The following is an 18,356-nucleotide window of genomic DNA, read 5'->3' on the forward strand; positions in this document are numbered from 1 at the left end:
ATCAGTCCTGACGGGAGGCGAGGCCGTGCTCCGGCCTGAGCAGGCAGGAGACGGGTTCCAGGTGAGTGGTGGCGTGCGTGCCGGCGACTTCGGCCGCGATGCGCGCTTCGATTTCGTCCAGCAATTCGTGGGCGTTTTCCACGCTCCAGTGTCCGGGGACCAGGATGTCGACATGTGCGAAGCGTAGCGTGCCGGAGCGGCGGGTGCGCAGATTCTTGAAGCTGACCTCGCGGGCCTCATAGCCGGCAAGCAGGCGCTGGATCTTCTCGATTTCCTCGGGGTCGAGGGCCTTGTCCATCAGTCCGTTGATCGAGCCGCTCATCAGCTTCCAGCCTTCGCTGAGGATGTGCAGGGCTACCAGGATCGCGATGACCGCATCGAGCCAGAGCCAGCCGGTCAGCATCACGCCGATCAGGCCGGCAACGACCCCCACCGAGGTCCAGACATCCGTCATCAGGTGTGCGGCATCCGCTTCAAGCACGACGGAGTGGAGCCGCCTGCCCGCGCGGCGGAGTACGAGTGCGACGCCGAGGTTGATCAGGGTGCTGGCGGCTGAAAACCACAGACCGATGCCCAGTGATTCAAGCGGCTGCGGGCTGAAGAGGCGCGGAATGGCGGCCCAGAGAATGCAGGCTGCGGCAATGAAGATCAATCCGCCTTCGAAGCCGCTGGAGAAGTATTCGGCCTTGTTGTGGCCCCAGGGGTGCTCTTCGTCCGGCGGCTCGGCGGCGATCTTGAGCATGGTCAGCGCGAAGCAGGCGCCTGCCAGGTTCACGAAGGACTCCATCGCATCGGAGAGCAGACTCACCGAGCCGGACAGCCACCAGGCAATGAACTTGAGTGCGATGGTCGCGACTGCGGCGGCTACGGACAGGCGGATGTAGCGGAGGGCCTCGTGGTTGGCCGTTCCGGATGCAGGTGTATTCATGTCGGACCGCTTCAGTTGCGGTATTGGTTGCGTTCGCGCTCGGCTTTGAGGATGTAGCGCTGGATCTGGTTGGACGCAGCGGCGGGCAGATTCAGAAGCTGACAGCCCACGCGCATGACTTCCTGACCGCCGCGAGTCTTCATGCGGAAGATGTTGCGCACATGGAGGCTCACGATGACCGGGGCGGAGTCTGGCAGATCAAGGCGGCAGTTGTCGAATACCTTGTCCGCTTCGAGGCTGTTTCCCTCCGGTGGCGCAATGATCGCGATGCCGCCGCCAGAGATGTCGAGTACCCGGGCGTTGATCATGCGACCGCCGGGAAGGGGGATGTGGCAATTGAGCGAATCAAGGGTGCCGGCCGCCAGGCGGTAATACTCGCGCCGCTGCAGGCGCAGCAGCAGTCCGGGCAAGGGCGCGCGAATAGCCGGAAAGCCCTCGTGATCGGTGAGTTCGATCTGCTCGAGCACGAACTGGATCTTCACCTTTTCGATCTGGGTAGCACAGAGCAGTTGTCCCTCGCTCATGGCCTTGCCGATCAGCTCGCTGTCCTTGCCGAGGTCGAGCAGGATGTGGCGGTTGTCGGCCGTGATTTCCAGAACGCTGGTGAGGAGGAATTCGCCGGTCTTGCCGAAGTATGCCGTGATCATGGCCCGGTGACTCGCGACCTGGCGCAGCACATAGGCGATCTCCCGCGTTTCACGGATCAGGTATTGGCTGTAATGGTCTGCAGCAAGCAGTTCGAGCGCGGGAGCCTGGCCGGGAGAGGTTGTCATGCGGGGAATGTCCGGAAAGATTGGCCGGCTTCAAGAGACTTCCGGCCCTGCGGCAAATATATCATTGGCCAGACTGGCCGGGGGTTGAGCACCCGGGTCCTGCTCGAGGCGGTAGATCCAGGCCAGCAGTTCGGCAATGGCGACATAAAGCCCGGGCGGGATACGGTCATCAAGGTCCACCTGCATCAGCAGGGACACGAGCTCGCGGGATTCATGTACGTAGACGCCGGCCTCGCGCGCGCGCTCGATGATCTGCTGTGCGATGAGTCCCTGACCCTTGGCTACCACACGCGGTGCGGCTTCGCCCTCCTGGTAGGCGAGGGCGACTGCGGTGGCACGATCGTGCGTCTCAGGCGATGACATCTTCGCGCACCTGGAAACGGGTCAGCGGCAAGCCGGCTGCGGCAAAGGCGGCCTGCAGGCTGCCCTGATCCTCGCGGAGGCGCGCCGCGCTGGCCGCGTCCGTCGCGCTGATCTGGATGCCGACCCCCTGTGGCCCCAGCGTCAGACTGGCGTTGAGCGCGCCCAGCCTGGGCAGCTCCAGGCGAAGCTGGCTGCGCCATACCGGCGCTTCGGTGTCTGCGCTGCCCTCCTGCCGCTCGGATCCGCTGTCCGGATCCACGATGCTCCATTGCACGCGTGCGCCGGGCCACAACTGGCCCTGCCAGCTCGCCTGCTGGCTGGAAAGTGTTTCGAGCTGCTGCAGGATCAAGGGTGTCAGATGCTCGGGCAGGCGCAGGCTGTTCTGCGGGGCGGAGGCGAGCGGTTCGCCGGACAGGCTGCGGTATTCCGCCGATCCCTCCACGGGCCGCTGGCGGATGTCCGGCTCGACCCCGGATCGTGCGGATGGCTCTGCCCGGGACGGAGCCGCCGCTTGCTGACCTTCCTGCCGGGGCGGAAGCAGTTCGCTGGTGGTGGCGGCCGATTGGGGTTCCGCGAGCAGGCTGGCGAGAGGCCGACTGCCTTCTGTCCATTGTCGCAGATGGGATTCATAGAACATGCCGCTCTGGCTGATGGCTTCCTTCAGCATCGGTGCGAGTCGGCCGGCATCCAGACTGCCCTGTGTTGCAGGCCATTCGATTGCGGGCAGGTTCAGCGGTTTTGCTTCGCCATGGCGGCCGGTCAGCAGCTGTGAGATGAGCTGGCCGGTCTGGCTCAGCGTGGATCGCGCATCGCTTGTTTTCGCGTTTGCCTGGGGTTCATCAGGCGTCGTCAGCCGGGCGAGGAGGGTGTTGCCCCTGGAGCCCGTGACCGTGAGTTCGACTACATCGCCCGCACTGGCACTGCTTTCAGACATTGCGAGGGTGATCGTCTTGCCGGCCACCAGCGCCCGGAAGCTGCCGTCGGGGAGCGCGCTCTGGATCTTCGCGCTGAAGCGTTCGCCCTGCACGAGGCGGGGCAGCTGTTCATCGATCTCGCGCGAGATGGATACGGGCTGAATGCTCGCTTCGAGGATGTTGCGGAGCCGGGAGGCCAGGTCGCCAGGAATCACGGTCGAGAGGCCCTCATGTCAGACCTCAGCCCGAGGGCATGCCATAGGCGGAATTGAGGGCGCGCTGGCGGGAGCCGCTCGACAGAAGGACGCGAACGTTGTCGAGCCAGGGCTCCGCATGCGCGCGGATTTCACGATCATCAGCCAGCATCTTCCGGATCAGCGCCATCTTGCGCTGCCGGTCGGCTTCACCCAGCTGGCTCTGGCGCTGGGGCGGGTCCTGCAGGGCCAGCAGATCGCGGAGGCCTGCCACCTCCGTTTCAAGGCGGCAAAGCTCATCCCAGTCATTCGCGCGGGCGGCCTCCGTCATGGCGCTCGACAGCGAACTCATCGATTCGTAGAAAGAGATCGTGGCGTCCATCATGCCTCCTGCAGACGGGCCTCGTTCAGGCCTGCATCCGAGATCTGTGCCCAGGCGTCGCGCAGTTCGCGCAGCAGGCCGGCGACTTCGGTCAGCGGGGCGGTGCTGTTCTGGGCGTTGGCCAGCGTGAGTCGCAGGCACATGTAGTCATAGAGCGCGCCCAGGCGGTCGGCGAGCTCGCCTCCGGCGTTCTGGTCGAGGCTGGCCTTGAGCCCCATCGAGATGATTTCGATGGCCTTGGTGACATGCCTGATCTTGCCCGACATGTCGTTTTCCTCGATGGCCGCGGCGGCGGTGTTGATCGACAGCAGCGCGCCGTCGAACAGCATCAGCACCAGTTGATGCGGGTTGGCGCTGGCCACATTGGTTTCGATGCCGACTCGTGCGTAGGCTGCTGCAGATTGGCGTGCGAACATGGTCTTTCATCCCCTCCGGGTCAAGTGCGTTCAGCTCGAAGACGAGCTCAGGGCAGCCAGTTGCTGCGTGAGGAAAGTACTGGTGCTGTTGAGGCTGGCGACCTTGGTGTCGAGTGCGGTGAATTGCGCCCGGTAGCGTTTTTCGATCGACGTGAGCCGGTCTGTCAGCGTGTCGATCTGCTTGTCCATCGACTTGATCGTGGCGTTGATGCCGTCGGTTCGTGCCGTGACCATGCCGCCGGTGCCCAGCATGGTCGCGATGCTCGAGCCGAGCTTGCTCGCGATGCCGGTACCACTGCTGTCCTTGACGAAAATCGCCGCGACATCGACGTCCGGGTTGTCCAGCGCTTTCTGCAGCTTCGAGCTGTCGAGCGCCATCGAGCCGTCTTTCTGGAAACTGATGCCGACCGAGGACAGCGTGCTGTAGCTGCCGCTGCCCGATACGCCACCCAGGATGGAGCGGATCTGAAGTTGCAGGTTGCGCGCGGTGCCATCGCCATTGAGCGTGCCTGCCGTGCCGGTCGTGGCGTTGTAGGCCGTCTGCACCTTGATGATCGAGTTCAGGTCGTTGTAGGCCTTCACCAGTGCGGCGGCCTTGGTCTGCAGTGCCGCGGTGTCATTGGTGACGGTGACCTTGGTGGCCGACCCCGAGTTGGTGGCCGTCAGGTTCAGGGTGACGCCCTGGATGGCATCCGTGACGGTATTGCTGGCTTTCGAGATCGAAATCCCGTCCACCGTGAATTCAGCGTTCTGAGCCGCCTGGACCTTGGTGAGTCCGGTGCCGGTGCCCGTGCTCGCGTTGTAGTTCAGTTCGCTCAGCCCGGTGAGCGAGAAGGCATTCGAGGTTCCGGTTTCCTTGCCCGTGATGACCAGGCGATAGGGGGCGCTCGCATCGCCGTCATTGACCAGCGTGGCAGTGACCGACGCGCCGGATTTGTTGATTGCGTCGCGCAGGCCTTCGAGCGTGTTGTTGGTCGAATCGACGGTGATGTTGGTCGTGGTACCGCCAACTGCCAGCGAGAGGGTCTTGCTGCCGCCGCTCACGTCAACCACGGTCGAGCTCGCCGAGGCGTAGCCCGCTGACTTGATCTTCTGGACTTCCGCGAGTTTCGAGACTTCCAGCGAATAGCTGCCGGCAACGGCCGAGGTGCCGGCCGAGACCGTAGCGACCGTGCTGGTTCCGATGGACGCCTTGAAGGTCGTGAATTCGGATCGGGTATCCATCGCCTGCGCAGCGTTTTGCAGGCTGGAGAGCGCGCTCTTGATCTGTCCCCAGGACGAGAGCTTGGTGGTTTCCTTCGATTCGCGTGTCTTGATCTGGGTGATCGGCGCCTGTTCGGCCGTCATCAGCTTGGTGACGAGACCTTCAATGTCCAGCCCCGATCCCAGACCTGCCGATGTGATGCTTGCCATGATTCAACCTCGCTCGCGGTTCCCCGTCTGCGGAAACCGCTTCTCAGGCCTTCTGCTTGAGCAGCAGGCCGGAAAACATGTCCAGAGCCTTCGAGATCGCCAGAAGTTCCTCGCTCGGAATCTGCCGGATGACCTCGTTGGTGCCTGAGTCCACCACCTTCACCACGGTGCGGCCGGTGTCCTCGTCGAGCGAGAATTGCAGGTTCTGTGCCACCGCAGGCAAAGCGCCCTTGACCTGGGCCATGGCCTGGTCGATCTGCTCCTTGCTGGGCAGCCCGCTGGGCTGCAGGGTGCTCTCTGCAGGGCTTTCCGTCGCGCTGGCCTGGCTGGTCGCCGGCAGGGGCTTTGCCGGCGCAACCCGGCCAGTCTGGCCGGTGGCGGCAGTTGTTGCCGGATAGGCGGCAGGAATCAAGCCGGATATGGAAGTAATTGCCATGATCGTCTCTCCTGTTTTTCAGGAATATTCCGGTGTGCGGCCCGGACCGTTCATTTCGGAACGACGGAGCTGATTCCGGATTGCGTGCGTTTCTCTGTTCTTCCTGCAGGGAGGGCGGTCCGGCACACCTTCTGCCCTCTCCGAGTCGCCCTGCATGAGTCCTTAACGGTGAGGCAGGGCAGGTCCACAGGGTTAGCAGAGCTGCAAGGCCGCCTCCCTCTGCACCGCGGCGACGGACGGCAGGTCGCCGCTTTCAGGGCCTCCGTAGAAAAGAAAAAAGGGAACGTGTCGGACACGTTCCCTTTTCCCTGTTCCGGCCTGGAAGGCCGGCATCGGCCGCCGAGAGCGGTCAGCCTTGCTGCGTGCTGGGGGCCGGAGCCTGAGGTGCCTTGTGCGGCGGATGCGGATGCCAGCCCACAACAGCCATCATCACCGCAAAGCCGATCACATAGGCGAGGGCCACATGCCAGCCATGGCGCAGCCACTGGGCAGCGGATTTTGCCTGCGGGAACATGCTGGCCAGCGCAACGCCAGCGGATGAGCCGAACCACAGCATCGAGCCGCCAAAGCCCACGCAATAGGCCAGCACACCCCAGTCGAAGCCGCCTTGCCTGAGTGCCAGTGCCGTGAGCGGGATATTGTCGAACACTGCCGAGACGAAGCCCAGACCCAGGGCCGTCGCCCAGGAAGCAGGCGGGAGCGCTTCGACCGGCATCATCGAGGCGATGGTGACCAGCGAGAGCAGGAAGATCGAGCCCTTGAAGGTTTCCGGCAGCACTTCCCAATCGTGACGGCGAACCGGAATGCTGAGGAGGATGGCGACCCACACGGCGACGCCGAGGAAGGGGAAGCGATCCGAGATGTCTTCGAAATGGGTGTTGACGGTGATGTTGGTGATCATCGCCAGCGCCAGGATCAGGCCCACGATGCCGACCCGCGCCCAGTCGATCCGGGTGCCGGCGTGGGCGTTGCGGATGATGGGGGAAAACGCCTGCTGCTGCCGGGCCGCGATCACGCCGAAAATCGCCAGGGCGACTGCTGCGGCAATGAAGGCGTGGGATACATTCAGCGGGCTGACGCCATCAATCCACATCATGGTGGTGGTGGTGTCACCCACGACCGAGAAGGAACCACCGGCGTTGGACGCCGCCACGATGGCGGCCAGGTAGCCCACGTGCACCTTGCCGCGGAACAGCTGATGGGCCATGGCGCCGCCGATCAGTGCAGCGGCGATGTTGTCGAGGAAGCTGGAGATGACGAACACCATCGCCAGCATCGCGAAGCCGCCTTTCCAGTCGTCCGGCAGGTATTTCGGCAGCACGACGGGGATGTGGCTCTTCTCGAAATGCCGGGCCAGGATGGCAAACCCCATCAGCAGACAGAGCAGGTTCGCCAGGGTGACCCATTCATGCCCGAGGTGGGAGACGAAGCCTGCGACGCCGGGGCCGGTCTTGAATCCGGTAACCAGCACCTTGTAGAGCGTGACCGCTACCAGACCGGTGAGCGCCACCTGCAGGGTCTTGCCGTGAAAAAGCGCGACGCCGAGCAGGGTCAGCGCAAACAGGATGAATTCAATCGGAATCCCGGCAACACCGGGGGCGTCGGCCGCCATGGCCAGCGTAGGCAGCAAGAGGAAGGGAATCGTGAGAAGGGTGCGCATGGCAATTGAGAGAGGCATGGTCCAGAAAATATGCGGGAAGGGTATCAGGATTCAGCAAAAACGATACCCGTGCAGTCTGAAGGCGCTCGGGCCCTGCCACAGCAAAGGGGGCGGCCGGATGAGCACGCACGCAAGTCTGTCCGGATCGTGACAAAGCTGTCTGCTGGGGATTGTTGCGATGTCGGAAATGTCGCGATTCCGGCAGTGGTGCCGGAGCAGGCGGGAGGAGGCCGGCCGGTCGGTCGGGCGCTCAGCGCGGGGTGCTGGAGGCGGGGAGCACGGGGGCAGGTCCGACTGCCGGGGCAGGATGCCAGCCCAGCACGGCCATGACCACCGCAAACCCCGCCAGGTACGCGAGCGGCACATGCCATCCCTGCCGCAGCCAGGTACCGGCCGAGCGCGCTTCCGGATACATGTTTGACAGCGCCACGCCGGCCGATGATCCGAACCACAGCATCGATCCGCCAAAGCCCACGCAGTAGGCCAGCAAGCCCCAGTCGAAACCACCTTGCCGGAGTGCCAGTGCCGTCAGTGGAATGTTGTCGAACAGGGATGAGACAAAGCCCAGTCCGAGCGCGGTGCTCCATGAAGCGGTCGGCAGGGCTTCTACCGGCATCATCGACGCGCACAGCACCAGGGCGAGCAGGAAGAGGGCGCCCTTGAAAGCCTGGGGCAGCAGCGCCCAGTCGTGCCGACGGACCCCGGCAGTGAGCAGCAGGGCGCTCCAGACCGCAGCGGCAAGGAAGGGGAAGCGTTCCGAAATCTCCGGAAAGCGCGTGTTAACGACGATGTTGGTGGCGACTGCCATGAGCAGCATGAGCCCGACGATGCCGACGCGCGCCCAGTCGATCCGGATGTCCGGGCGCGTGCTGCGGAGGATGGGCGAATAGGCGTGCTGCTGGCGGGCGCCGAACCAGGCCACGATCAGCAGCGCCGTGAAAGACGGCAGATAGGCGTGGACGACGTCAAAGGGCGAGATGCCGGAAATCCACATCATGGTGGTCGTGGTGTCGCCCACCACACTGCCCGCGCCGCCTGCGTTGGAGGCCGCGACGATGGCAGCCAGGTAGCCTACATGCACCCGTGCCCGGAAAAGCTGGTGAGCCATGGCGCCACCGATCAGTGCCGCAGCGATGTTGTCGAGGAATCCCGACAGCACATAGACCATGATCAGCAGCATGAAGCCGCCCTTCCAGTCGTCCGGCAGATAACGTGGCAGTACCAGGGGGATGTGGCTCTTCTCGAAATGCCGTGCCAGGAGAGCGAAACCCATCAGCAGTCCGAGCAGGTTGACCAGCGTGACCCATTCATGGCCGAGGTGCAGCGCAAGCCCGGCGAGTCCAGCGCCGGTCTTGAATCCTGTCAGGCAGAGCTTGTAGTGCGTGACGCAGCCCAGTCCGGCCAGTGCCACGCCGAGGGTGTGGCGATGGAACAGTGCAACGCCGAGCAGCGTTGCGCCAAACAGGATGAATTCGACCGGCACGCCGGTGGCGGGAGTGCCTGCCGCCAGTGCAGCGGGTGAGGCGAGGCTGAGCAGGAGCAGGAAGAAGGTGCGGGGCATGGCGACATTCCGAGTTGGCGCGGCTCGCTCGGGCGAGCCGATTCTGCCCCGATCATGCGGCCGGCACTGTGTCACACCGTGACACCGGGCGGCCGCAGGCGTGCGCGATCAAACGGTCCGGATGCCGAGCCGTGCGAAAAGCGCGCTGTCCCGATCTGCGTCGGGGTTGTCAGTCGTCAGCAGGCGATCACCCGAGAAGATCGAATTGGCGCCGGCCAGATAGCACAGGGCCTGGACTTCGTCGCTCATCTGCTGGCGGCCGGCCGAGAGCCTGACGTGGCTGGTCGGCATGGTGATGCGCGCCACGGCGATGGTGCGCACGAACTCGAGCGGGTCGAGTGTCGGCACGGACTCCAGCGGCGTGCCCTTGATCGGCACCAGGCCGTTGATCGGCACGGATTCCGGCGCGGGGTTCAGATTGGCGAGCTGGGCGATCAGTACGGCGCGCGCGCGGCGGTTTTCCCCCAGACCCACGATGCCGCCTGCGCAGACCTTGATGCCCTGGCCGCGTACCTTGTCGATGGTTTCCAGGCGGTCGTCGATCGTGTGGGTGGTGACGATCTCGCCATAGAACTCGCGTGCGGTGTCGAGATTGTGGTTGTAGTAGTCCAGACCGGCTTCCTTCAGGCGCTCGGCCTGGCCGTCCTTGAGCATGCCCAGCGTCACGCAGGTCTCAAGGCCCAGCTTCTTCACCTCGCGCACCATCTCAAGCACCGGCTCAAGATCCTTTTCCTTCGGGCTGCGCCAGGCGGCGCCCATGCAGAAGCGCGAGGCGCCCTTGTCCTTGGCTTGCTGCGCCATGTTCAGGACTTCGTCGAGACTCATCAGCGGCTCGGCTTCGAGCCCGGTGTTGTAGCGCTTCGATTGCGAGCAGTAGCTGCAGTCTTCCGAGCAGCCGCCGGTCTTGATGGACAGAAGGGTCGAGCGCTGAACCTCGTTCGGATCGAAGTGCTTACGATGCACCTCCTGCGCCCGGAAGATCAGGTCAGCAAACGGAAGTTCGAAGAGTGCAGCCACCGCATCGGTGCTCCATTCTCCAACCGGCTCGGCGGCAGGGCGGTGAAAGGCGATTTTGTGTTCGGCGGTGGAACAGGAATTCATGGAACGACCCTTCGTGAAAACAGCCGGCAATCATCCGGGAAAGCCCGAAAGCTTGTCAAACCGCTTCTTCCATGCGTCTGCGTACGTTTGCCGGCGTGCGCTCGACGCGCTCTGGGTGCCCTCCTGCTTTCTGTGTGGCGCCCGTTGCCGGGCTACGCTGTGCGTCGCCTGTGCGTCCGGTTTGCCCCGGGCCGGGGCCTGTCTGTGTCCCTGCTGTGCCCTGCCTGTGCCGGTGGCCGGTCTGCCTTGCGGCCCTTGCCAGCGCAAGCCCCGTGCGTTCGACGCGACCCGTGCGGTGTGGCAGTACGCGCATCCGGTGCGCGAGATGATTCTGGCCTTCAAGCATGGCCAGGGCTTCGGTCTCGCGGGTTTTTTCGTCGAGGCGCTGATCGAGGAAGCGCGACGGATTGAGGCAGACTGCATCCTGCCTGTGCCGCTGCACGCCTTGCGGATACGGGAGCGGGGATTCAATCCCGCCTGCGAGCTTTCGCGGCCGCTCGCCCGCATCCTCGGCCTCGAGCACCTGCCGCAGGCGCTGGTGCGCGAGCGGCACACCCCGCGACTGGCGGGGCTGCGCGGCCGCGAGCGCTTGCAGACGGTGCGCGGCGCCTTTCGCTGCGAGGCGGATTTCCAGGGACGCAGCGTGATGCTTGTCGATGACGTGATGACCAGCGGCGCCACGCTGGACGAAGTTGCCCGCTGTTTGCGGCAGCGCGGCGCAAGCCGTGTCAGCAATCTGGTGCTGGCACGTACGCTGAAGCATTCGGGGCCGGACTGATACTGCGGGTCACGAAGGGCGGCGGGTACGCGATAATGCTGCCATGATCGATATCGTCCTTTTCGAGCCGGAGATTCCGCCCAACACGGGCAACGCGATCCGGCTCTGCGCCAATACCGGTGCGCGCCTTCATCTGGTCGAGCCGCTGGGTTTCGACCTTTCCGACAAGCAGCTCAAGCGCGCCGGCATGGATTACAGCGAGTTGTCTGTCGTCACCCGCTATCCGGACTGGGCGGCGCTGCGCGAAAAACTCGCTGGACGCAGGTTTTTCGCGATGACAACCAAGGCCGCCGTCAGCTTTCATTCGGTGGCTCTCCAGCCCGACGATGTTTTCGTGTTCGGCCCCGAGTCGCGCGGCCTGCCGGCCGGGCTGCTGGCAGAGTTTCCGGATGGGCACCGCTTGCGCCTGCCAATGCAGCCGGGCGTGCGCAGTCTGAATCTCTCCAACAGCGTGGCGGTGGTGGCCTATGAGGCCTGGCGCCAGTCCGGTTTTCCGGGGAGTGTGTGACACCTGCGCGGATGCGTCGTGCATGATTGCAATCGGCAAGGCCTTGTCCGATTGATTTATGTCATCGTGTGTCGGGTTCTGCCGGCAGAGCCGGCTTGGGCGCGATGAACTTGTTTAGAATCTCACGCGGTCGGCGACCCCCCGTCGAACCCGGTAATCCTGCAGGAACTACACATGGAAAAGAAATGTCGGATCGCCCTTTTCGGCGAGTGCATGATCGAGCTGCGCGGCGAGATGTTTGGCACCATGCAGCAGACCTTCGGTGGTGACACGCTCAATACAGCCGTTTATCTGGCCCGCCTTGGCGCGGACAGCGGCATCCAGGTTTCCTATGCCACCCAGCTGGGCACGGATGCCTTCAGCGACATGATGGTCAAGGCCTGGACCAAGGAAGGCATCGACACCCGCATGGTGCGCCGTGTCGAAGGCAAGATGCCGGGGCTCTACACCATTCAGGTCGACGACAGCGGGGAGCGTACGTTCTACTACTGGCGTGACATGTCTGCCGCGAAGGATTTCTTCGTCGGCCAGGAGCACAACAGCCTGCTCGAACAGAACATCGACAACCTTGATGTGCTCTATTACAGCGGCATCTCGCTGGCCGTGCTGCCCGATTCGGGCCGCGAGACCCTGTTCGAATTGGGTGACCGTCTGCGCAAGCGCGGCGGCAAGGTGTTCTTTGACAACAACTACCGCCCGCGCGTGTGGCGCGGGGATCCGCGTACCAAGGAATGGTACGACCGCGCCTTCGCCAGCAGCGATCTGACGCTCATCACGCTGGAAGACAACGCCGCGCTCTACGGTCTGGATGAGGAGTCCGCCCTGGCGCACGCCTATTCCCTGCCGTGTGATGAAGTCGTGGTCAAGCGTGGCGCGGATCCGACGCTGATCCGCATTCGGGGTCAGGAGCCGATCATGGTGCCGACCTTCCGTGTCGACAAGGTGGTGGATACCACCGGGGCGGGGGATTCCTTCGCCGGTGGCTACCTGGCCGCCCGCCTGGCCGGACAGCCGCCGGAGGTGGCGGGGCGTTATGGCAACAAGCTTGCCTCGATCGTGGTCCAGTACCCTGGCGCGATCATTCCGCAGGCAGCGATGCCGGTATTCTTCTTCGGTTGATCATCCCCGGGGCCGCTTTGTCGGCCCCGTTGTTTTCAGGCGCCTCCAGCCTGCATCTTCGGGCTTTCTGCCCGGCCTCAGCATTTTTCAGGCGGAAAATTCCCGATTCTTTCCGGCAGCACTACGGGTTTTTCCTGCTTGAGTTGTAAGACAACTTCGTCTAGTATTTCGTAAAAATCTTCAATTTGTCAGGCGAATTGACCCTGCAGCATGGCCGATCGCGTGGCATCCAACCACCAGGTCCGGGCAAGGAAAGGCCGCCTCAGGCGGGCTTTGCATCTTCCGGGCGAACAGGAGTTCGTTCATGGCCGTTCTCAATCGCACGACACTCGCCACCACCAAGGTGCGCGCCGATTTCAAGCTCGAACCCGCTGCCGACAAGGCTCCGGTTCGCATTCTGCAGATCGGGGACGGCAACTTCCTGCGCGGTTTTGCAGACTGGCTCATCGACATTGCCAACGGTGAAGGCCACTTCAATGGTCGTGTCACCATCGCCCAGCCGCTGGCCCGCGGCATTGCCGACCTCATCAATGCCCAGGACGGCCTCTTCACCGTGCTGCTGCGGGGCGTGCAGGGTGGCAAGGCAGTGGATTCGCGCCGTATCGTGAGCTGCGTTGATCGCTGCCTGAATCCCTACGCACAGTGGGATGAGATGGTGGCGCTGGCTGAAGATCCGACCCTGCGCTTCGTGATCTCCAATACCACCGAAGCCGGCATTGCCTATGTGGCCGAGGCACAGTCGGCAAGTTGTCCTGACAACTTCCCGGCCAAGGTCGCCTCGCTGCTGTGGGCCCGTTTCCAGAAGCTGGGTGCTACGGCTGCCAGCGGTCTGGTCTTCCTGCCCTGCGAGCTGATCGAAGCCAATGGCACGAAGCTGCGCGCAACCGTGCTGCAGCACGCTCAAGCCTGGGGGCTGCCGGCCGCCTTCGTGGAGTGGGTCAATGCCCACAACCATTTCTGCAACACGCTGGTGGACCGTATCGTTCCGGGCTACCCGGCGGCTGAAGCCGAGAACCTCTGCAACGAACTGGGCTACACCGACAAGCTGCTGGTTGCGGCCGAGCCCTTCCTGCTGTGGGTGATCGAAGGTCCTGCTCATCTCGCAAACGAGATTCCGCTGCATCGCGCCGGGCTGGACGTGGTCTGGACCGACGATCTGCAACCCTACCGCACCCGCAAGGTCCGCATCCTCAACGGCGCGCATACTGCCTCGTCGCTGGCTTCCTATTGCGCCGGGCTGGACACCGTGCAGCAGATGACCGAAGACCCGGTGGTGTCGAAGTATCTGCACAAGGTGATGTTCGACGAGATCGTGCCCTTCGTGCCGCTGCCCGACGCTGAACGCCGTGCCTACGCTGACACGATCATGGAGCGCTTTGCCAACCCGAGCATCCGCCATGAGCTGATTTCGATTGCGTTGAACTCGGTTTCGAAGTGGCAAGTGCGTGTGTTGCCGACGGTGAAGGATTTCGTGGCCAAGCATGGCAAGGCGCCTGCAGGTCTGGCCTTCTCGCTGGCTGCGCTGCTGAACTTCTACCACGGCCAGTTCGACACCAAGGGTGAATTCACCGGTCAGCGCGACGCCGGCGCCTATCCGATCCGTGACAACGCCGAGGTGCTGGCCGCTCTGGGCGAAGCCTGGCGCGGCTGGCAGGCAGGCGAGGACCTGTCCGCTCGCGTTCGCTCCATGCTGGGTGACGCCCGTCTGTGGGGCGAGGATCTCAATTCGGTTGCCGGTCTGAGCGAACAGGTGCTCGCCGCGCTGACTGCGATCAAGGCTCGCGGCGTGAAGGCTGCAATGGCCGAACTGGTCTGAGGAGAACATCATGGATGCTTCCATTGCGATTCGCCTGCATGCCAATGACGACGTGGTGATTGCCACGCGTCAGCTGATGCCGGGCAACACGATTCCGGGCGAAACCTGTACGGTGCGCGACCTTGTTCCGCCGGGACACAAGGTCGCTGCGCACGACATCAAGGCGGGTGAAGCCGTCCGCCGTTACAACCAGATCATTGGCTTTGCCAAGGTCGATATCGCCGCAGGTCAGCACGTCCACGTGCAGAACCTTGCCGTAGGCGAGTTCGAGCGGAATTACGCGATCGGTACGGCGCGCTTCGATCCGCCCAAGCTGGAAACGCCTGCAAGCTTCATGGGTTACAAGCGCCCGAACGGCAAGGTCGGCACGCGCAACTACATCGGCGTGATTGCCTCGGTGAACTGCTCGGCAACGGTGGTTCGCGCCATCGCGAATCATTTTTCGCGCAATGTGCTGGTGAACTTTCCGAACATCGACGGCGTGGTGCCGATGCCGCATCCGCTCGGTTGCGGCATGAACAGCGCGGGCGAGGGCATGCTGGCACTCAGGCGCACGATGCTGGGGTATGCGCAGCATCCGAACTTCGCCGGCATCCTGTTTGTGGGCCTGGGCTGCGAGATGAACCAGATCCAGCCGCTGGTGGAGCAGATCGGTGCTTACGAGCCGGGCATGCTCGAGAGCGTGAACATCCAGGAGCTCGGCGGCACCTCGAAAGCGATTGCCAAGGGGATTTCGCTGGTCGAGGCGATGCTGCCCAAGGCCAATGAGTACAAGCGCGAACCGGCCCCGATCAGCCACCTCACGGTGGGTCTGAACTGCGGCGGCTCGGACGGCTACTCCGGCATCACGGCCAACCCCGCACTGGGCGGCGCGGTCGACATGCTGGTCGCCAACGGTGCAACGGCGATCCTGTCTGAAACGCCCGAAATCTATGGTGCGGAACACCTGCTGACCTGTCGTGCCGCCACGCCGGCGATTGCCGAAAAGCTGATTGGCCGGATCGCCTGGTGGAAGGACTACACCAGTCGCAATGGCGGTGAGATGGACAACAACCCGTCGGTGGGCAACAAGGCAGGTGGCCTGACGACCATTCTTGAAAAGTCGCTGGGTGCCGTGGCCAAGGGTGGTACGACCACGCTGCAGGGTGTGTACGAATATGCCGAGCAGATCGATGCCAAGGGTTTCGTGTACATGGATACCCCGGGATATGACCCGGTCTCCGCGACCGGTCAGGCAGCAGGCGGCGCGCAGATCATCTGCTTCACCACCGGGCGTGGCTCTGCTTTCGGTTGTGCCGGTGTGCCGACGATCAAGCTCGCCACCAACAATGCACTGTGGAATCGCCAGCGCGAAGACATGGATGTGAATTGTGGCGACCTGCTCGATGGCGTGCCGATGCAAGAGATCAGCCAGCGTATTTTCGACGCCATCATCCGCTACGCCTCGGGCGAGAAGGCCCAGAGCGAGAAGATGGGCTATGGCAACGACGAGTTTCTGCCCTGGCAGATTGGCGCCGTGATGTAAGGCCTGAAGAATCCTCCCCCCGGCCAGTCCCTGGCCGTTTTGAAGCGCCGGAGTGCCCTGGAGGGCCTCCGGCCTTTTTTTGTCTGCTGCGTGCTCGACTCGTTCGATCAAGGGCGGGGCCGCGTGCTCTCCTATAAAATGCGCCCTTCGTCCGAAGTCAGCCCGCTCATGTCCAAGCTTCTTGAAAACCTCAATACCGAGCAGCACGCTGCCGTGACCCTGCCACCCCAGGCGGCCCTGATCCTGGCGGGTGCCGGCTCGGGCAAGACGCGGGTGCTGACTACCCGCATCGCCTGGTTGCTGCAGACGGGGCAGGCAAGTCCGGCAAGCATTCTGGGTGTGACCTTCACCAACAAGGCTGCCAAGGAAATGCTCACGCGCCTTGGCGCGATGCTGCCGATCAACACGCGTGGCATGTGGATCGGAACCTTCCACGGCCTGTGCAATCGCATGCTGCGCGCGCATTACCGGGAAGCCGCCTTGCCGCAGACCTTCCAGATTCTGGATACGGCAGACCAGCTGGCCGCGATCAAGCGTTTGCTCAAGGCGCTCAATGTGGATGACGAAAAATTCCCGCCACGTGAGCTGCAGCATTTCATCAATGCCAACAAGGAGGCCGGCTACCGGCCACAGCAGGTCGAGGCCTGGGATGAATACACCCGCAAACGCGTCGAGCTCTATCACGAGTACGACGCGCAATGCCAGAAGGAAGGCGTGGTCGATTTCCCCGAGTTGCTGCTGCGATCCTACGAACTGCTCTCACGCAACGAGCCGATCCGTCGCCACTACCAGCTGCGCTTCCGGCACATTCTGGTCGATGAGTTCCAGGATACGAACCGTCTGCAGTACCTGTGGCTGAAGATCCTGGCGGCGCATGGTGCCGAGCAGCCGGCTGCGATCTTCGCGGTGGGAGATGATGACCAGAGCATTTACGGCTTTCGCGGTGCGGAGGTCGGCAACATGCGCGATTTCGAACGCGAGTTCCATGTTGCGAGCGTGATCCGGCTCGAGCAGAACTACCGCTCGCACGGCAACATCCTTGACGCGGCCAACGCGATCATTGCGAACAACTCCAAGCGCCTGGGCAAGAATCTCTGGACCGATCAGGGCAGCGGCGAACCGATCCGCGTCTATGAAGCGCCAACCGACATCGATGAAGGGCGCTGGATCGTCGAGGAGATCCAGCAACTGGTGCGCGATGGCGCATCGCGTTCGGATGTGGCGCTGCTCTATCGCAGCAATGCGCAGTCGCGCGTGCTGGAGCAGCAACTGTTTTCCAGTGGTGTGCCCTACAAGGTCTACGGGGGGCTGCGCTTTTTCGAGCGGCAGGAAATCAAGCATGCGCTGGCCTATCTGCGGCTGCTCGCCAACCCGGACGACGACACGGCCTTTCTGCGGGTGGTCAATTTCCCGACCCGCGGCATCGGTGCGCGATCCCTTGAGCTGCTTCAGGATTCGGCCCGGACTTTCAATACCAGTCTGTATGCGACCGTTCCGCACCTCTCGGGCAAACCGGCCTCGGCCATTGGCGGCTTCGTACGCCTGATCGAGGAAATGCGGCATGCCACGGAAGAGTTGCCGCTGTACGAGATCGTCGACCACATCCTGGACACTTCAGGCTTGCGCGCTCATTACCGGGCCGAGCGGGAAGGGCAGGAGCGACTGGAGAACCTCGATGAACTTGTCAGTGCCGCGCGCTACTTCATGAACGAAGCCGATGCTCCGGTTGCCGAAGGCGAAGAGGCGCAGCATGGCGACCCGCTGTCGCGCTTTCTCGCGCACGCTTCGCTGGAGGCCGGTGACCATCAGGCCGAGGCCGGGCAGGACGCCGTGCAGCTGATGACGGTCCATGCGGCAAAAGGCCTGGAGTTTGACGCAGTCTTCATCACCGGCGTGGAGGACGGGCTGTTTCCGCATGAACAGAGCATGAACGACATTGCCAGTCTCGAAGAGGAGCGCCGGCTGATGTATGTCGCCGTCACGCGGGCACGCAAACGCCTCTACCTGACGCTTGCCCAAAGCCGCATGCTGCACGGTCAGACGCGCTATGCGATCAAGAGCCGCTTCTTCGAGGAAATTCCCGAAGGCTTGCTGAAGTGGCTCACGCCACGGGTGCAGGCCGGCTTTGGCGCGTCCGCCTCTTACGGGCAACGCTCAGGGGGCAGCAGCAGCTACGGCGGCTGGAACAAATCGCCTGTTTCACCCAAACCGCGTGAAGCCATGCCGCAGCAGCCCAGTCGGGATCTTGGCGGACTGCGTATCGGCCAGCTTGTCCGGCATGCGAAGTTCGGTGACGGTGTCATTCTGGCTGCAGAAGGCAGCGGTGCTGACGCCAAGGTCCAGATCAACTTCGGTTCTGCCGGCGTGAAGTGGTTATTGCTGAGCCTTGCCAAGCTCGAAGCAATCGGCTGAAAGCAGGCGGTTCGGCATGAATGAGAAGGGCTGCCCGCATGACAGGGGCCGCCCCTT

At 63.4% G+C, this 18,356-nt stretch carries 18 protein-coding genes; 6 read left to right on the plus strand and 12 right to left on the minus strand.

What is annotated here, in order from left to right:
* Position 1: 1 nt before the first annotated feature.
* The 11 genes from ABDB87_RS09125 to bioB all read right to left on the minus strand — a co-directional run bounded on the left by ABDB87_RS09125 (position 2) and on the right by bioB (position 10,141).
* Positions 2–928: a cation diffusion facilitator family transporter gene (locus ABDB87_RS09125; protein ID WP_345926188.1), complete on the minus strand. Its 927-nt coding sequence runs from the start codon at positions 926–928 to the stop codon at positions 2–4.
* A gap of 11 nt (positions 929–939) precedes the next feature.
* On the minus strand, positions 940–1,701 hold the full coding sequence (locus ABDB87_RS09130) for a flagellar brake protein (RefSeq protein WP_345926191.1): 762 nt from the start codon (positions 1,699–1,701) through the stop codon (positions 940–942).
* Between the two features lie 30 nt (positions 1,702–1,731).
* On the minus strand, positions 1,732–2,064 hold the full coding sequence (locus tag ABDB87_RS09135) for an EscU/YscU/HrcU family type III secretion system export apparatus switch protein (protein WP_345926193.1): 333 nt from the start codon (positions 2,062–2,064) through the stop codon (positions 1,732–1,734).
* Positions 2,051–3,193, minus strand: a complete 1,143-nt coding sequence (fliK, locus tag ABDB87_RS09140; RefSeq protein ID WP_345926195.1) for a flagellar hook-length control protein FliK — start codon at positions 3,191–3,193, stop codon at positions 2,051–2,053. The genes ABDB87_RS09135 and fliK overlap by 14 nt, the downstream gene beginning before the upstream one ends.
* Positions 3,194–3,218: 25 nt before the next feature.
* Positions 3,219–3,557, minus strand: coding sequence for a flagellar protein FliT (locus tag ABDB87_RS09145; RefSeq protein ID WP_345926197.1), 339 nt, complete (start codon positions 3,555–3,557; stop codon positions 3,219–3,221).
* Positions 3,554–3,970 (minus strand): flagellar export chaperone FliS, encoded by a 417-nt coding sequence (gene fliS / locus ABDB87_RS09150; protein ID WP_345926199.1) that lies wholly within the window; start codon positions 3,968–3,970, stop codon positions 3,554–3,556. The genes ABDB87_RS09145 and fliS overlap by 4 nt, the downstream gene beginning before the upstream one ends.
* Positions 3,971–4,000: 30 nt before the next feature.
* Positions 4,001–5,383 (minus strand): flagellar filament capping protein FliD, encoded by a 1,383-nt coding sequence (gene fliD, locus ABDB87_RS09155; RefSeq protein WP_345926202.1) that lies wholly within the window; start codon positions 5,381–5,383, stop codon positions 4,001–4,003.
* Between the two features lie 43 nt (positions 5,384–5,426).
* Positions 5,427–5,819, minus strand: a complete 393-nt coding sequence (locus ABDB87_RS09160) for a flagellar protein FlaG (protein WP_345926204.1) — start codon at positions 5,817–5,819, stop codon at positions 5,427–5,429.
* 349 nt (positions 5,820–6,168) lie between these two features.
* A complete protein-coding gene (locus ABDB87_RS09165; protein WP_345926206.1) occupies positions 6,169–7,497 on the minus strand; it encodes a citrate transporter in 1,329 nt (442 codons plus the stop codon).
* A 232-nt stretch (positions 7,498–7,729) separates the two neighbouring features.
* On the minus strand, positions 7,730–9,040 hold the full coding sequence (locus ABDB87_RS09170) for a citrate transporter (RefSeq protein WP_345926208.1): 1,311 nt from the start codon (positions 9,038–9,040) through the stop codon (positions 7,730–7,732).
* 108 nt (positions 9,041–9,148) lie between these two features.
* Entirely contained in the window at positions 9,149–10,141 is a 993-nt protein-coding gene (gene bioB / locus ABDB87_RS09175) for a biotin synthase BioB (protein ID WP_345926210.1), read from the minus strand.
* 232 nt (positions 10,142–10,373) lie between these two features.
* Here bioB and ABDB87_RS09180 point away from each other — a divergent pair, with 232 nt between their 5' ends.
* From ABDB87_RS09180 to ABDB87_RS09190, 3 genes are all read left to right on the plus strand, one after another.
* Positions 10,374–10,919, plus strand: a complete 546-nt coding sequence (locus ABDB87_RS09180) for a ComF family protein (RefSeq protein ID WP_345926212.1) — start codon at positions 10,374–10,376, stop codon at positions 10,917–10,919.
* A 43-nt stretch (positions 10,920–10,962) separates the two neighbouring features.
* Positions 10,963–11,427, plus strand: a complete 465-nt coding sequence (locus tag ABDB87_RS09185; protein WP_345926214.1) for a tRNA (cytidine(34)-2'-O)-methyltransferase — start codon at positions 10,963–10,965, stop codon at positions 11,425–11,427.
* 174 nt (positions 11,428–11,601) lie between these two features.
* Positions 11,602–12,546 (plus strand): sugar kinase, encoded by a 945-nt coding sequence (locus ABDB87_RS09190; RefSeq protein ID WP_345926216.1) that lies wholly within the window; start codon positions 11,602–11,604, stop codon positions 12,544–12,546.
* Between the two features lie 180 nt (positions 12,547–12,726).
* Here the strand turns inward: ABDB87_RS09190 and ABDB87_RS09195 are convergent, their stop codons facing one another.
* Entirely contained in the window at positions 12,727–12,852 is a 126-nt protein-coding gene (locus tag ABDB87_RS09195) for a hypothetical protein (RefSeq protein ID WP_345926218.1), read from the minus strand.
* Between ABDB87_RS09195 and ABDB87_RS09200 the strand changes: the two genes are divergently transcribed.
* The 3 genes from ABDB87_RS09200 (at position 12,851) to ABDB87_RS09210 (ending at position 18,299) form a co-directional block, all read left to right on the plus strand.
* Entirely contained in the window at positions 12,851–14,362 is a 1,512-nt protein-coding gene (locus ABDB87_RS09200; protein ID WP_345926220.1) for a tagaturonate reductase, read from the plus strand. The genes ABDB87_RS09195 and ABDB87_RS09200 overlap by 2 nt on opposite strands.
* Positions 14,363–14,372: 10 nt before the next feature.
* Positions 14,373–15,887, plus strand: coding sequence for a UxaA family hydrolase (locus ABDB87_RS09205; protein ID WP_345926222.1), 1,515 nt, complete (start codon positions 14,373–14,375; stop codon positions 15,885–15,887).
* Positions 15,888–16,055: 168 nt separating this feature from the next.
* Complete coding sequence (locus tag ABDB87_RS09210) at positions 16,056–18,299, plus strand: UvrD-helicase domain-containing protein (protein ID WP_345926224.1); 2,244 nt, start codon at positions 16,056–16,058, stop codon at positions 18,297–18,299.
* Positions 18,300–18,356: the final 57 nt, after the last annotated feature.

The sequence above is a fragment of the Uliginosibacterium paludis genome (genome assembly GCF_039631355.1).
GTDB classification, from domain to species: Bacteria; Pseudomonadota; Gammaproteobacteria; order Burkholderiales; family Rhodocyclaceae; genus Uliginosibacterium; species Uliginosibacterium paludis.

Bases quoted from the DNA above. Each gene is read 5' to 3' on its own strand.
- ABDB87_RS09200 (WP_345926220.1), top strand. From the start codon at position 12,851: ATGGCCGTTCTCAATCGCACGACACTCGCCACCACCAAGGTGCGCGCC.
- ABDB87_RS09190 (WP_345926216.1), top strand. From the start codon at position 11,602: ATGGAAAAGAAATGTCGGATCGCCCTTTTCGGCGAGTGCATGATCGAG.
- ABDB87_RS09165 (WP_345926206.1), bottom strand. From the start codon at position 7,497: ATGCCTCTCTCAATTGCCATGCGCACCCTTCTCACGATTCCCTTCCTC.
- ABDB87_RS09185 (WP_345926214.1), top strand. From the start codon at position 10,963: ATGATCGATATCGTCCTTTTCGAGCCGGAGATTCCGCCCAACACGGGC.
- fliD (WP_345926202.1), bottom strand. From the start codon at position 5,383: ATGGCAAGCATCACATCGGCAGGTCTGGGATCGGGGCTGGACATTGAA.
- ABDB87_RS09210 (WP_345926224.1), top strand. From the start codon at position 16,056: ATGTCCAAGCTTCTTGAAAACCTCAATACCGAGCAGCACGCTGCCGTG.
- ABDB87_RS09135 (WP_345926193.1), bottom strand. From the start codon at position 2,064: ATGTCATCGCCTGAGACGCACGATCGTGCCACCGCAGTCGCCCTCGCC.
- bioB (WP_345926210.1), bottom strand. From the start codon at position 10,141: ATGAATTCCTGTTCCACCGCCGAACACAAAATCGCCTTTCACCGCCCT.
- ABDB87_RS09145 (WP_345926197.1), bottom strand. From the start codon at position 3,557: ATGATGGACGCCACGATCTCTTTCTACGAATCGATGAGTTCGCTGTCG.
- ABDB87_RS09195 (WP_345926218.1), bottom strand. From the start codon at position 12,852: ATGAACGAACTCCTGTTCGCCCGGAAGATGCAAAGCCCGCCTGAGGCG.
- ABDB87_RS09170 (WP_345926208.1), bottom strand. From the start codon at position 9,040: ATGCCCCGCACCTTCTTCCTGCTCCTGCTCAGCCTCGCCTCACCCGCT.
- ABDB87_RS09125 (WP_345926188.1), bottom strand. From the start codon at position 928: ATGAATACACCTGCATCCGGAACGGCCAACCACGAGGCCCTCCGCTAC.
- ABDB87_RS09205 (WP_345926222.1), top strand. From the start codon at position 14,373: ATGGATGCTTCCATTGCGATTCGCCTGCATGCCAATGACGACGTGGTG.
- ABDB87_RS09160 (WP_345926204.1), bottom strand. From the start codon at position 5,819: ATGGCAATTACTTCCATATCCGGCTTGATTCCTGCCGCCTATCCGGCA.
- fliS (WP_345926199.1), bottom strand. From the start codon at position 3,970: ATGTTCGCACGCCAATCTGCAGCAGCCTACGCACGAGTCGGCATCGAA.
- ABDB87_RS09130 (WP_345926191.1), bottom strand. From the start codon at position 1,701: ATGACAACCTCTCCCGGCCAGGCTCCCGCGCTCGAACTGCTTGCTGCA.